Below are 13,139 nucleotides of genomic sequence, written 5' to 3' on the forward strand. Positions count from 1 at the left end.
AACTCAGGAGTAGATATGGCTGATAAAAACATGCGCTTTTTGGTAGTAGACGACTTCAATACGATGCGTCGTATTGTGCGTAACCTGCTGAAAGAGCTGGGCTTCAATAACGTAGAAGAAGCGGAAGATGGTGTGGACGCCCTCGGCAAACTGAAAGCGGGTGGTTTCGACTTCGTGATTTCCGATTGGAACATGCCAAACATGGATGGCCTGCAGCTGCTGCAGACCATTCGTGCCGACGCGGCAATGAGTTCGCTGCCGGTGTTGATGGTGACCGCGGAAGCGAAGAAAGAGAACATTATCGCCGCCGCCCAGGCCGGTGCCAGCGGATATGTCGTGAAGCCATTCACTGCGGCAACCCTGGAAGAAAAGCTGGGTAAAATTTTCGAAAAACTGGGCATGTAAGGGGATGTGATGAGCGACTTTCCGAAACCAACTGAGGATGCCGCGGCACACGACATCATTTCACGTATTGGCTCTCTGACGCGCATGCTGCGCGACAGCCTGCGCGAGCTGGGGCTGGATAAAGCCATAGCCGATGCGGCTGAAGCCATTCCTGATGCCCGCGACCGTCTGGATTATGTTGTGCAGATGACGGCGCAGGCCGCTGACCGTGCGTTGAACTGTGTTGAAGCAGCACAACCCCATCAGGATAAGATGGAAGCCGGGGCAACCCAGCTGAAAGGGCGTTGGGATGAGTGGTTTGAGAACCCGATTGAACTGGGTGATGCGCGGGAGTTGGTGACGGATACGCGCGCATTCCTCACCGCCGTGCCAGAGCATACCGCCTTTACCAACAAGCAGCTGCTTGAAATCATGATGGCGCAGGATTTCCAGGACCTGACCGGTCAGGTGATCAAGCGCATGATGGATGTGATCCAGGAAATTGAGCGCCAGCTGTTAATGGTGCTGCTGGAGAATATGCCAGAAGTCAGCGCTGAGAAGCGTCAGGAAGGCACCAGCCTGCTGAACGGGCCCCAGATTCACGCCGATGCACCGGGCGTGGTGGCGAACCAGGATCAGGTTGATGACCTGCTGGACAGCTTAGGGTTCTAGGTTTCGTCCGCCTGCGGGCGGGCGAAACAGCTGCAGGTTATAATAAACAGGGTCACCTTCGGGTGGCCCCGTTCCGCATTGTCAGACCCATCCCCGAAAGAACGCCTGTTTTCTCCATCTTATCTCCGCTTTAACTTAAGCCAGATTTGGCATCCTATGCTCAGAATTCCTGCCAACCGAGGTTTGTCGTGGCTGAAGATAGCGACGAAGACAAAACAGAATCGCCCACGGCCCACCGACTTGAGAAAGCGCGTGAAGAGGGCCAGATTCCGCGTTCGCGCGAACTCACATCCGTACTGATGCTGCTGGCCGGCATCATGATCCTGTGGATGGGCGGCAACATGATGGCGCACCGGCTGGCGGCGATGGTCGCCACCGGACTCCGTTTTGATCACGGCATGGTCAGAGATGACAAAATTATCGTCAGCCACATCGGCAGCCTGATCACGCAGGCACTGATGGCGCTGCTGCCATTGATGGGCGGTCTGGTGCTGGTGGCAATCGCCGCGCCCATGCTGCTGGGCGGTATCGTTTTCAGCGGTAAATCGATCAAGTTCGACCTGAAGAAGATGAGCCCGATGGCTGGGTTCAAGCGAATGTTTGCGGCGCAGGCCTGGACCGAACTGTTTAAAGGCATCCTCAAGACTATTCTGGTTGGCTCGGTGGGCTGGTGGTACATCTGGAGCCACTGGCCCGAGATGCTGCGGCTGATTAGCGAAGCGCCCGTCACCGCGCTGATTCACGGCATGGAGATGATCGCGGTCTGCTGTTCGCTGGTGATGCTGGGGCTGATCCCGATGGTCGGATATGACGTCTTCTGGCAGCTGCACAGCCACTTTAAAAAGCTGAAGATGTCGATGCAGGAGATCCGCGACGAGCATAAGCAGCAGGAAGGTGACCCGCACGTTAAAGGGCGCATCCGGCAGCAGATGCGCGCCGCAGCGCGACGCCGAATGATGGCGGATGTGCCGAAAGCCGATGTCATCGTCACCAACCCGACGCACTACTCGGTGGCACTGCAGTACAACGAGAAGAAGATGAGTGCGCCGAAAGTGGTGGCGAAAGGCGCAGGTGAGATCGCCCTTAGAATTCGTGAACTGGCTGCCGAACACCGCATCCCGGTTCTGGAAGCACCGCCGCTGGCGCGTGCGTTATACCGACATACTGAAATTGGTCAGCACATTCCCGGCGCGCTCTATGCCGCCGTGGCCGAGGTGCTGGCGTGGGTCTGGCAGTCGCGTCGCTGGAAGCGCGAAGGCGGCCTGGTCCCAACCAAACCAAAAAACCTGCCGGTTCCGGCAGAGATGGACTTTGCAGGAGAGAGCAAAAACGATGGCTAATAACCTGGCCGCAAAACTACGTTTACCGGGCAACTTTAAAGATATGCAGTGGCAGGTGCTGGCCGGGCCGGTACTGATCCTGATGATCCTGTCGATGATGGTTCTGCCATTACCGCCGTTCATCCTTGATCTGCTGTTCACCTTTAACATTGCGCTGTCAATCATGGTCCTGCTGGTGGCAATGTTCACCCAGCGAACCCTGGAGTTTGCGGCGTTCCCGACCATTCTGCTGTTCTCTACCTTGCTGCGTCTGGCGCTGAACGTGGCCTCAACCCGTATCATCCTGATGGAAGGGCATACGGGTGCCGCCGCGGCAGGACAGGTGGTTGAAGCGTTCGGTCACTTCCTGGTGGGCGGTAACTTCGCCATCGGTATCGTGGTGTTTATCATCCTCGTCATCATCAACTTTATGGTTATCACCAAAGGTGCCGGCCGTATCGCCGAAGTGGGCGCGCGCTTTGTGCTGGACGGGATGCCCGGTAAGCAGATGGCGATCGATGCCGACCTCAACGCCGGTCTGATCGGTGAAGATGACGCCAAACGCCGCCGTGCCGAAGTGACCCAGGAAGCGGACTTCTACGGTTCGATGGACGGTGCCAGTAAGTTCGTTCGTGGTGATGCCGTCGCCGGTATCATGATCATGGTGATCAACGTCATCGGCGGCCTGCTGGTGGGCGTGGTGCAGCACGGTATGGATGTGGGTCATGCCGCAGAGACCTATACGCTGCTGACCATCGGTGATGGTCTGGTCGCGCAGATCCCGGCGCTGGTTATCTCTACCGCAGCCGGTGTTATCGTGACGCGCGTTGCCACCGATCAGGATGTCGGCGAACAGATGGTCACCCAGCTGTTCAAAGATCCGCGCGTGCTGATGCTGAGCGCCGGCGTGATTGGTCTGCTCGGTCTGGTGCCGGGCATGCCGAACTTCGTCTTCCTGCTGTTCACCGCCGCCTTACTGGGTCTGGCCTGGTGGCTGCGCGGCCGCGAAATGCAGCCGAAGAAGAAAGTGGAAGTCACGGGCGGCATCGCCAAAACGGCGGATACGCCAGCCGCCACCGAAGCGTCGTGGACCGATGTGCAGCTGGAAGATACGCTGGGCATGGAAGTGGGCTATCGCCTGATTCCGATGGTCGATCATCAGCAAAACGGTGAGCTGCTGGGACGTATCCGCAGTATCCGTAAGAAAGTCGCTCAGGATGTCGGTTTCCTGCCGCCGGTAGTGCATATCCGCGACAACATGGAGCTGCCACCGGCACGCTATCGCATCCTGATGAAAGGGGTGGAGATTGGCAGCGGTGATGCCTATCCTGGCCGCTGGATGGCGATTAACCCGGGCACGGCTGCCGGAAGTCTGCCAGGCGAAGCGACCGTTGATCCCGCCTTTGGACTGGCGGCGGTCTGGATTGATAGCGCGCTGAAAGAGCAGGCACAGATTCAGGGCTTTACCGTGGTTGAAGCCAGTACCGTGGTGGCAACCCACCTCAACCATCTGATTGGCCAGTTCGCCAGCGAGCTGTTTGGCCGTCAGGAAGCGCAGCAGTTGCTGGATCGTGTGACTCAGGAGATGCCGAAGCTGACCGAAGATCTGGTGCCGGGTGTGATCTCGCTGACCACCCTGCACAAGGTGCTGCAGAACCTGCTGGTGGAGCGGGTGTCGATTCGCGATATGCGCACCATTATCGAAACGCTGGCGGAACACGCGCCGGTGCAGAGCGATCCGCAGGAGCTGACCAGCGTGGTGCGTGTGGCGCTGGGCCGTGCGATTACTCAGCAGTGGTTCCCGGGTAATGATGAAGTGCAGGTTATCGGGCTCGATTCCACGCTGGAGCGCCTGCTGTTACAGGCGTTGCAGGGCGGTGGCGGACTGGAGCCGGGTCTGGCCGATCGGCTGTTAAGTCAGGCACAGGCGGCATTGCAGCGTCAGGAGATGCTGGGTGCGCCACCGGTGCTGCTGGTCAATCATCCGCTGCGTGCGCTGCTGGCGCGCTTCCTGCGCCGCAATCTGCCACAGCTGGTGGTGCTCTCTAATCTGGAGCTGAGCGACAACCGCCAGATCCGTATGACTGCCACCATCGGAGGCAAATAATGCGCTGGCTGGTGATGGCATTCGTGATGCTGCCACTGATGGCGCAGGCGGCCGGTGGTGCCTGGAGCGCCACGGCCAATGGGCCGCTGCTGGCGAACCGCGGCAGCTGGCAACGGGCGCAGCCGCTGACGCCGCCCGCCGACATTGGCGGGGAGGTCAGCGTTATTAACTGGCGTTATCAGCTGAGCAGACCGGCCCCGTCCGGCCTGCAGGTGCGCTTGTGCGGCGAACAGCGCTGCACTTCCCTGGAGGGGGCCAGCGGCACCACGCGCGGGCTGGCACATCTGAGCGCCGGTGAGACCCTGCACATGGTGTTTGGTTTTGCCGGAAGCGGGGCGCTGCCACCCGGATTACGGGTGGTGAGCAGTGAAGTAATGGTCAATTACGAGTAAGGATATCGTTGCTGAATTGACTGAAGGCGAGCCAGAGATCGCCTCCTGGCTCCCTTGTTACGTGATGACCCTGGCTGTAAACCGATGCTAACCCTGACCCAGCGGCTGACAGATAATTGGCCCGTTTCAAATCCCGTCATGACCAGTGCGTTATAAAGCTTTTCACGCCAGCTGATTCTCTTTCTGCACCAGAAAATCCTTCAACGGTGTTACGCGACTGATCTCCTCCTGTGCCCTGGCATCATGCATCACTTCCCAGATATCGACACTGTTTTGCAGATTAAGCCAGAACTCAACGCTGGTTTCGAAGGCTGCAGCCAGCCTGAAAGCCATATCCGGCGTCAGCTTCCGGTTATTGTTGACCAGGGCGCTGACCGTGTTGCGGTGCACTTTTAGCATCTCCGCTAAGTCGAGAATCTTCAGGCCGGTTGGCTCCAGATATTCGTAAAGTAATACGTCACCGACAGTGGTCGGTTTGCGGGTCGCCTGGTTCATAGTCTTGCTCTCTTTATTACTGACAGAGGTTGATGTGTTACATGCTGTCTTACTGCGCCTGATGCAGCCAGGCTCAGTTTTCATCGCTTGTGCATTTTATAGCTATGAGCATCCAGATAAAGGTCAACGGCCTTACCTTCTATCCATTTAAAGATCAGCCGATATTGCTCATTGACCCTGATTGAAGCATATCCCTCGAGAGGCGGGTTTAGCTCCTCATAACGATTGCCAGGCGGCGACCTTAAATCCTTATAGTTAATCGCCGCATTAATGATGTCGAGCTTTCGCGCCAGCGCTGATGAGAGGCTTGACGGTATTCTTTTGGAAAATTTGCCATATAAAAAATAATCCTTAAGCCAGTCATCCCTGAAACTTTCAATATTCCTTAACGTCGCCACCTCATTACCTCCCTGTATAACACTGAAAACAATTTAACGCACCGAGGCACAGTGCGCAAGTGCGTAGTTTGTATTCAGGCGTTCACCCCCTTCATTCCCTCCTCAGAGTAGCGACCGCCTTTAACCTCAATCTGCTGATGAACAGCATCCAGCAACCGGACATCTTCCTCTTCCAGCTCGATATCTGCGGCCTGCGCGTTTTCAGTAAGGTAAGCGATCTGTTTGGTGCCCGGTATCGGCACAATTTTGTCATACTGGGCCAGTAGCCAGGCCAGCGCAATCTGCCCGGTGGTGGCGTGATATTTCTCAGCCAGTGGCGTCACCGCGTTAAGAAGCTGGAGATTGTGATCGATATTTTCCTGCCGGAAACGGTCATTATTTTTGCGGAAATCACCCTCGGCAAAATCGCTGTTTTTACGGTATTTACCCGTCAGGAATCCTCTGCCCAGCGGCGAATAGGGCACCAGTCCGATACCGAGCTTTTTCACCATAGGGAGAATCTCCTCTTCGATGTCACGCGTCCAGAGTGAATACTCCGTTTGCAGCGCGGCCAGCGGATGGATCGCCTGCGCCCGATTCAACGTTGAAGCCGACGCTTCACACAGCCCGATCCGGGCAATCTTTCCCTCCTGCACCAGACGGCTGAGACACTGCATGCTCTCCTCAATCGGTGTCGCCGGACTGATCCGGTGCAGATAAAAGAGATCGATACGCTCAAGGCCCAGCCGTTTCAGTGATGCATGGCAGCAGCGGGTAATGTAGTCCGGCTGGTTGTTGATGGTGCGGGCATAGGCCTCGTCAGCAGGACGTTCAATGCCACATTTGGTGGCCACGGTGAACTTCAGCCGTTCGGCCCGATTGAGCCCGGCAAGAAACTGACCTATCAACTGCTCGTTGTGACCGCGACCGTAAAGATCGGCGGTATCGATAAAGGTGATATCCAGATCGCGCAGCTTATTGAGCAGTTGCAGGGAATGACAGTCATCGGTCTGACCATAAAATTCGCTGAGCCCCATCGCGCCATAGCCGATTGCGCTGACGTCCAGACCCTGAGTTAACGTTCGCTTTTTCATTGTCGCTCCTCGTATGTGAGACGCGATTGTTTCACTCCGCGTGAAAGCAATGAATTGCTCTTTCCGTCATGCAAAAAAGGTATCAGGCGGATGAAAGGGCTTCAGAGATATATCCGGCATGCCGATACACTAAGCTCGCAGCAACAGGCTGAGCGGGGATTAACAAGTAAGAAGAGGGGGATGCTTCGCTCTGTTTCAGCGGCGCGGCATCATGCGGACTTTATCGCATCCCCGGGATGAGAGAGTTCTCTCAACGCATTGAGAACGGCCTCATTTTTTTCATCGGCGCGAATCACCGTGTAAACATCAATCGCCAGCTGCTGTGCCGCATCTTCTGTCAGCGGGCGGTAACAGAGACCTGCCTGATTAAAAGTGCATTTTGACTGCGGCATCAGGGCGAATCCTTTTCCTCTGGCGATATGCGACAGCATCAGCAGGGAATCGTCCGGCTCTCTCACCCGTTTCAGCGTGACGCTGAGCGTGGCGAAGTAGCGCTCGCATTTATCGTAAAACAGCGGATTGGCGCTGCGCGCAAACCAGAACAGCGGCAGATCGGCCAGCGCTTCAAGCGAGACCCGTTCCGCTACACTGGCAGGATGCGCCGACGGTATGGCAATCAGCAGCGGCTCACGGTAAACCCAGGCGTACTGAACGGTCTCTTCCGTATCCGACCCCTTTTCTCCGGTGAGTATTAAATCCAGACTGTTTTTGGCCAGGCTTTGCAAAAGCTGAGGGGAGGTCAGGCGGGGCATCTCCATCTCTTCGCTGGCATGAAAAGCGGCGAGCTGCCGGTTAAGTGGCGAAATCAGTTCAAAGTTCAGCGTGCGGGTCAGCCCGATGCGTAGCCGTGCCGCGGCGGGCTGCGCATCCTGCTTCAGGGCATTCAGCGCAGTCAGGATCGCTTCCGCTTTCGCGACCAGCGCACGGCCAGAATCGGTGAGCGTTACCTCATGGGTCGTGCGGCTGAATAGCGAGTGGCCCAGCAGATCTTCCAGACTCTGAATCTGACGGGTAAGCGGCGGTTGCGTCATGCTGAGATGTTCTGCGGCCCGGCGAAAATTCAGCTCGTGCGCAACAGCCAGAAAGCACTGTAACTGTTTTATGGTGGGAAGGTGGCTGCTGATGAGGTGCGCGGCTACAGACATAACACCATCCTGCTGCGAAGATTTGGGGGATCAGAGCGGATATACGAATTCAGCAACGGAGAGGGAAACCCCTCTCCGTTTAAGAGGTTACATGCGCTCGACGGTGTCGATGCCCAGCGTATCCAGACCCTGCTTCAGCGTCTTCGCGGTCAGCGCGGCCAGCTGCAGTCGGCTCAGACGGGTTGTGTCTGATTCTGCGTTGAGAATCGGGCAGTGCTCGTAGAATCCGGAGAACAGACCGGCCAGATCGTAGAGATAGGCACACATCACGTGTGGCGTGCCGTCACGAGCGACCTGAGTAATGACCTCTTCGAACTGCAGCAGACGGGTGGCCAGCTGCGCTTCACGCTCTTCGCTGATCACAATCTCCGCATCCAGCGAATCGGCATCAATGCCCGCCTTGCGGAACACGGAGAGTACGCGGGTATAGGCATACTGCATGTAAGGCGCGGTGTTGCCTTCGAACGCCAGCATGTTGTCCCAGTCGAAAATGTAATCGGTAGTACGGCTTTTTGACAGATCGGCGTATTTCACCGCGCTGATGCCAACCACTTCCGCCAGCGTTTTCACTTCCGCTTCGCTCATCTCCGGGTTCTTCTCACGCACCAGCGTGTAGGCACGCTGATAGGCTTCATCCAGCAGATCGGAGAGCTTGATGGTGCCGCCGCTGCGGGTTTTGAACGGACGGCCATCTTTGCCCAGCATCATGCCGAACGCATGGTGCTCCAGCGGAACAGATTCCGGCACATAACCCGCTTTGCGGACGATAGTCCAGGCCTGAACCAGATGCTGATGCTGACGTGAGTCGATGTAATAGAGCACACGATCGGCTTTCAGCGTTTCGTAACGATATTTCGCACAGGCGATATCGGTGGTGGTGTAGAGGTAGCCGCCATCCTTTTTCTGGATGATGACGCCCATCGGTTCACCCTCTTTGTTCTGGAATTCATCCAGGAACACCACGGTCGCACCTTCACTCTCTACCGCTAAGCCTTTCTGTTTCAGATCGGAGACGATGCCAGGCAGCATATCGTTATAGAGACTTTCACCCATAACATCGTTGCGCGTCAGCGTGACGTTCATGCGGTCATAGATTTTCTGGTTCTGACTCATGGTGATGTCGACCAGCTTCTTCCACATCTGGCGGCAATAGTCATCGCCGCCCTGTAATTTCACCACATAACTGCGCGAGCGCTCGGCAAACTCAGGATCTTCATCATAAGTGCGCTTGGCTTCACGGTAGAAGCCTTCGAGATCGGCCAGCGCCATCTCTGCATGATCTTCATTCTGCTGCTTTTCCAGGAACGCGATCAGCATACCGAACTGCGTTCCCCAGTCGCCAACGTGGTTCGCTCGGATCACTTGATGGCCGAGAAACTCCAGCGTGCGCACCGCCGCATCACCAATGATGGTGGAGCGGACGTGGCCCACATGCATCTCTTTCGCAACGTTAGGCGCGGAGTAGTCGACGACGATAGTCTGGGGTTCGGCCAGCTGCACGCCAAGGCGCGGCAGACGCAGCGCTTCCCGGGCATGGCTGGCCAGCCAGTTGTGGTCAAGGAAGATATTGATGAAGCCCGGCCCGGCAATTTCGACTTTGCTGGCGATGCCGGTCAGGTCGAGGTGCTGAATCACCGTTTCCGCTAATTGTCGCGGTGCCTGTCCCAGCTTTTTCGCCACGGCCATAATGCCGTTGGCCTGATAGTCTCCAAACTGAACCCGGGCGGATTGACGAACCTGGGGTTCGCAATCGGCGGGTGCGCCGGCTAAAACCATTGCCTGACTGACTTTTGCGGAAAGAAGTGCCTGAATATTCACCGAGTTACCTTCATGTGCTGAGCAACGCCCGGACCAGAAAGCCGGGCTGTCATCATCTTGCCTGAGCGCATCGCGTCACGGAGAGGCAGAAACGGATGGGGCAGACAAAACGGAAAAAAATGAGGGGAAAAGTATACGTGAAATGTCAGTGGGCGTCAGCAGTTGGATGAAGCGGGGAAACAGAGCTGAATAAGATGTTTCCCTGAGGCATTAACGACGTCGCAGATGACGGCGTGGGTTCTTTACGCTTTTATCTTCACGCACCTTCCAATGGCGGGAGATTGCAAATCCCATCAGTGCGATCAGGACAGCGACAACGATGAGCATAGACATAGAGCCATTCCTTTTGGTTGTGTTAGGTCAAATTTATAGGAAGGCGGGGTGGGCTGCAATTGTTTGCCAGGTAAATGAGAGTTATCTTATTGTATTAAAGAAGTTGATAATAATCATATAGTTAACATGATTTCATCAAGGAACTCATGGTCCTAAACAGGAGATAAATCCGAAATGAAAGATGTTATTATAAGGATTAGCGTTAAATTTCGGGCCAAATAAGATGAATCTTATCATTATGTGATGCTCAGCACGCGGCGCGCCAAAAGCCAGGCGGGTTATAAATGCTAAACAAATTGAGAGGAACTGGGGTAGTGAAGAGATCTTTTCCGGCAGAATTGGATGATTTAAAGACAGATTTAGGACGTTTTGAAGAATCGTTGCAAAGTTTTGCGCAGCGGCTCGGTTTGCGTCTTACCGATCTGGAAGTGGACCATATCGCGGTGCGTTGCCATCAGGACACGACGGCGATGCGCTGGCAGCAAGGTTTGCAGCAGATTGGCACGCAGTTTTCGGCGGCGATGATCAACGGCAGACAGATTTGCCTGTTTAAACTCCATGACCCGCTGATTGTCGCAGGCAGGCAGATTGATGTGGTTGAACTGCCATGGCCGGGTGAAAAGCGTTATCGCCATGAAGGCTGGGAGCATATTGAGGTGGTGTTACGGGGCGATCATCAGACGCTGGGCGTGCGCGCGATGGCCTTGCTGTCAGATGAGGCGCTGACGCAGCCGGGTATTTCATTTAAAACCAGTTCACCGCAGGGCGAGAATGAGCGCCTGCCCAATCCGACCCTGGCGGTTACGGATGGGCAGACGACAATCAAGTTCCATCCGTGGCGACTGGAGGAGATTGTCGCCAGCGAACAGAACTAAAGGCGGGCGGCTAACGCACGCTTCAGGCGCGCAACAGCTTCGTCGAGCAGCGCGCGGGTACAGCCGAAATTGAGCCGGACAAACTGGTCATTGCCAAACTCACGTCCGGCGGTTAAGCCCAGCCCGTGCTTTTCAAAATAGAGCGCCGGGCTGGCCACACCCAGCGCGCTGGCGTCGATCCAGGCCAGGTAGGTCGCTTCCGGCGAGGCGAGTGACAGGCCGGTCATCTTATTGACCTGCGACACCAGCCAGTCACGGTTACTGCGCAGATAGGCATTCTGCGCATTCAGCCAGGGCTCACCCTCGCGCCATGCCGCTGCTGCTGCCGTGAGTGCCAGAATATCAACATCCGGCACAATGCCGCGTCGTACCCGGTTAAAGCGCGCGCGCAGCCCGGCGTTGGGGATGATGGCGATGGAAGCCCCCAGACCGGCAATATTAAAGGACTTTGAGGGTGACATCAGCGTCACGCTACGCTGGGCTGCATCTTCGCTCAGTGAAGCAAAGGGTAGGTGCTTAACGCCGGGTTCCAGCAGCAGATCGCTGTGGATCTCGTCGGAACAGACAATCAAATCGTGCTTCTGCGCAAATTCCAGCTGCGCCTGCAGTTCCTCGCGGCGATAGACGGTGCCGCCCGGATTCTGCGGGTTGCACAGCATTAACAGCCGCGCTTTATCGTCCAGCTGACCTTGCGGCGCAGCCAGATCCAGTAGCCAGCGTCCCTCTTGCAGCGTCAGTGGCAGCGTGATCTGACCGCGCTCTGCCAGTTTTGCTGCACCGCGAAACGGCGGATAGATGGGTGTTGGCGCAATCGTCAGCTCATCAGGCGCGGTGAAAGCGCGCACTGCCAGATTCAGACCGCTTACGACACCCGGCAAAACCACAATCCATTCCGGATTAACGTGCCACTGATAGCGCGAGGCGAGCCAGGCTATCGCACTATCGATAAATTCAACTGGCGTGTCGCCATAGCCAAAAATCCCATGTTCGGCACGGGTTTTAATCGCATCGATGACGCAGTCAGGCGATCGGAAATCGGTGTCTGCCACCCACAACGGCAGAATGTCCTGGTCCGCATATTTGTTCCATTTAAGGCTATCGCTGTGACGACGGTCTATCCGTTGGTCGAAATTGAATGCCATAGTTAACTTTCCCGGTAAACTCATTCCAGCAGCCAGACTAACTGATGAATCTGCCTTGAACCAGAGTCATGTAAAGGAGAAGAGAATGACCACACTGGAAATTTGCTGCTATGGCGTGGATTGCGCTGTGACCGCACAACAGGCGGGCGCCGATCGGGTTGAACTCTGTGCCGCACCGCGTGAAGGCGGCCTGACCCCATCAGCGGGGATGCTGAATGCCGCCAGGCAAGAAGTTTCGATTCCGGTTCATCCTATTGTCCGGCCACGTGGTGGCGATTTTTGTTACACCGCACGCGAATTTGAAGCGATGAAATCGGATGTGGCGTTAATCCGTGAACTTGGTTTTCCTGGTCTGGTGATTGGGATGCTGGATGAAGATGCTCACATTCATCATGGTCAGATGCGGCAGATTATGGCGCTGTGTGACGGCCTGGCCGTAACCTTTCATCGCGCCTTCGATCTCTGTCACAGCCCTAAGCGTGCGCTGGAAGAACTAACGGATTTGGGAGTGGCGCGTATTCTGACATCCGGTCAGCAGCAGAGCGCTGAAAACGGAATTGCATTACTCAGGGAACTAAATGAGGCCAGCACCGGTCCTATTATTATGGCGGGTGCCGGGGTACGTCTCAGCAACCTGCAAAAGTTTCTCGACATGGGGATTGATGAAGTTCACAGCTCGGCCAGCCGCCTGGTGGCGTCGCCGATGCGCTACCGCAAAGCGGGGGTCTCCATGTGTTCAGAAGCCGAGACTGACGAGTTCAGCCGCTACTGTGTAGACGGAGATGTGGTTGAGGCGATGAAAAGCGTGATGCAGATGAGCACCGTTCGGGTCGCCTGAACCACAACAGATTTTGCCGCGCAGCACGCCGATCATTGACGTGGTGTTTGCAAGTACCAAACCCCAGTATCCTTGCTGGGGTTCTTTTTGTGTAAAACACACTCCATCCCGGTTAAATTGTTTTGCGCTTCTCTGGCATGTTATTGAT

Annotated in this window: 14 protein-coding genes; 7 read left to right on the forward strand and 7 right to left on the reverse strand. The window is 56.0% G+C overall.

All coding sequences use genetic code 11. The features are described from left to right. Nucleotides 1-15 precede the first annotated feature (15 nt). From cheY to NR201_RS10215, 5 genes are all read left to right on the forward strand, one after another. Nucleotides 16-405 carry a chemotaxis response regulator CheY gene (gene cheY, locus NR201_RS10195; RefSeq protein WP_010258559.1) on the forward strand — a complete coding sequence of 130 codons (390 nt, stop codon included), beginning with the start codon at nucleotides 16-18 and terminating at the stop codon, nucleotides 403-405. A 9-nt stretch (nucleotides 406-414) separates the two neighbouring features. Then, nucleotides 415-1,056, forward strand: coding sequence for a protein phosphatase CheZ (gene cheZ / locus NR201_RS10200; RefSeq protein WP_003849160.1), 642 nt, complete (start codon nucleotides 415-417; stop codon nucleotides 1,054-1,056). A 188-nt stretch (nucleotides 1,057-1,244) separates the two neighbouring features. Further along, complete coding sequence (gene flhB / locus NR201_RS10205; RefSeq protein ID WP_256849729.1) at nucleotides 1,245-2,396, forward strand: flagellar biosynthesis protein FlhB; 1,152 nt, start codon at nucleotides 1,245-1,247, stop codon at nucleotides 2,394-2,396. Beyond that, nucleotides 2,389-4,482 (forward strand): flagellar biosynthesis protein FlhA, encoded by a 2,094-nt coding sequence (gene flhA, locus NR201_RS10210; RefSeq protein ID WP_010670817.1) that lies wholly within the window; start codon nucleotides 2,389-2,391, stop codon nucleotides 4,480-4,482. Before flhB ends, flhA begins: the two co-directional genes overlap by 8 nt. Further along, nucleotides 4,482-4,874, forward strand: a complete 393-nt coding sequence (locus tag NR201_RS10215; protein WP_050679619.1) for a flagellar protein FlhE — start codon at nucleotides 4,482-4,484, stop codon at nucleotides 4,872-4,874. Before flhA ends, NR201_RS10215 begins: the two co-directional genes overlap by 1 nt. A 162-nt stretch (nucleotides 4,875-5,036) precedes the next feature. Here NR201_RS10215 and NR201_RS10220 read toward each other — a convergent pair whose 3' ends face one another. The 6 genes from NR201_RS10220 to NR201_RS10245 form a co-directional block, all read right to left on the reverse strand. After that, nucleotides 5,037-5,369: a HigA family addiction module antitoxin gene (locus tag NR201_RS10220; protein ID WP_010258577.1), complete on the reverse strand. Its 333-nt coding sequence runs from the start codon at nucleotides 5,367-5,369 to the stop codon at nucleotides 5,037-5,039. An 80-nt stretch (nucleotides 5,370-5,449) separates the two neighbouring features. Continuing rightward, nucleotides 5,450-5,767 carry a type II toxin-antitoxin system RelE/ParE family toxin gene (locus NR201_RS10225; RefSeq protein ID WP_143990299.1) on the reverse strand — a complete coding sequence of 106 codons (318 nt, stop codon included), beginning with the start codon at nucleotides 5,765-5,767 and terminating at the stop codon, nucleotides 5,450-5,452. 74 nt (nucleotides 5,768-5,841) lie between these two features. Next, the gene (locus tag NR201_RS10230; protein WP_256849730.1) at nucleotides 5,842-6,840 is read right to left on the reverse strand and encodes an aldo/keto reductase; all 999 of its coding nucleotides are present in this window, start codon (nucleotides 6,838-6,840) and stop codon (nucleotides 5,842-5,844) included. A 209-nt stretch (nucleotides 6,841-7,049) separates the two neighbouring features. After that, the gene (locus NR201_RS10235; protein ID WP_256849731.1) at nucleotides 7,050-7,985 is read right to left on the reverse strand and encodes a LysR family transcriptional regulator; all 936 of its coding nucleotides are present in this window, start codon (nucleotides 7,983-7,985) and stop codon (nucleotides 7,050-7,052) included. A gap of 87 nt (nucleotides 7,986-8,072) precedes the next feature. Then, nucleotides 8,073-9,803, reverse strand: coding sequence for an arginine--tRNA ligase (gene argS / locus NR201_RS10240; protein ID WP_256849732.1), 1,731 nt, complete (start codon nucleotides 9,801-9,803; stop codon nucleotides 8,073-8,075). A 210-nt stretch (nucleotides 9,804-10,013) separates the two neighbouring features. After that, nucleotides 10,014-10,136 carry a hypothetical protein gene (locus NR201_RS10245; protein ID WP_009089698.1) on the reverse strand — a complete coding sequence of 41 codons (123 nt, stop codon included), beginning with the start codon at nucleotides 10,134-10,136 and terminating at the stop codon, nucleotides 10,014-10,016. A 284-nt stretch (nucleotides 10,137-10,420) separates the two neighbouring features. On the opposite strand from NR201_RS10245, the gene NR201_RS10250 reads away from it, so the two are divergent. Next, the gene (locus NR201_RS10250) at nucleotides 10,421-11,011 is read left to right on the forward strand and encodes a VOC family protein (RefSeq protein ID WP_306281319.1); all 591 of its coding nucleotides are present in this window, start codon (nucleotides 10,421-10,423) and stop codon (nucleotides 11,009-11,011) included. Here NR201_RS10250 and NR201_RS10255 read toward each other — a convergent pair. Beyond that, complete coding sequence (locus tag NR201_RS10255) at nucleotides 11,008-12,153, reverse strand: MalY/PatB family protein (RefSeq protein ID WP_050679615.1); 1,146 nt, start codon at nucleotides 12,151-12,153, stop codon at nucleotides 11,008-11,010. The two genes, NR201_RS10250 and NR201_RS10255, sit on opposite strands and share 4 nt — an antisense overlap. 85 nt (nucleotides 12,154-12,238) lie before the next feature. Between NR201_RS10255 and cutC the strand changes: the two genes are divergently transcribed. Further along, nucleotides 12,239-12,991 (forward strand): copper homeostasis protein CutC, encoded by a 753-nt coding sequence (cutC, locus tag NR201_RS10260; RefSeq protein ID WP_010258601.1) that lies wholly within the window; start codon nucleotides 12,239-12,241, stop codon nucleotides 12,989-12,991. Nucleotides 12,992-13,139 lie beyond the last annotated feature (148 nt).

Source organism: Pantoea sp. Fr-CA_6, assembly GCF_024520895.1.
Taxonomy (GTDB): Bacteria; Pseudomonadota; Gammaproteobacteria; order Enterobacterales; family Enterobacteriaceae; genus Pantoea; species Pantoea agglomerans.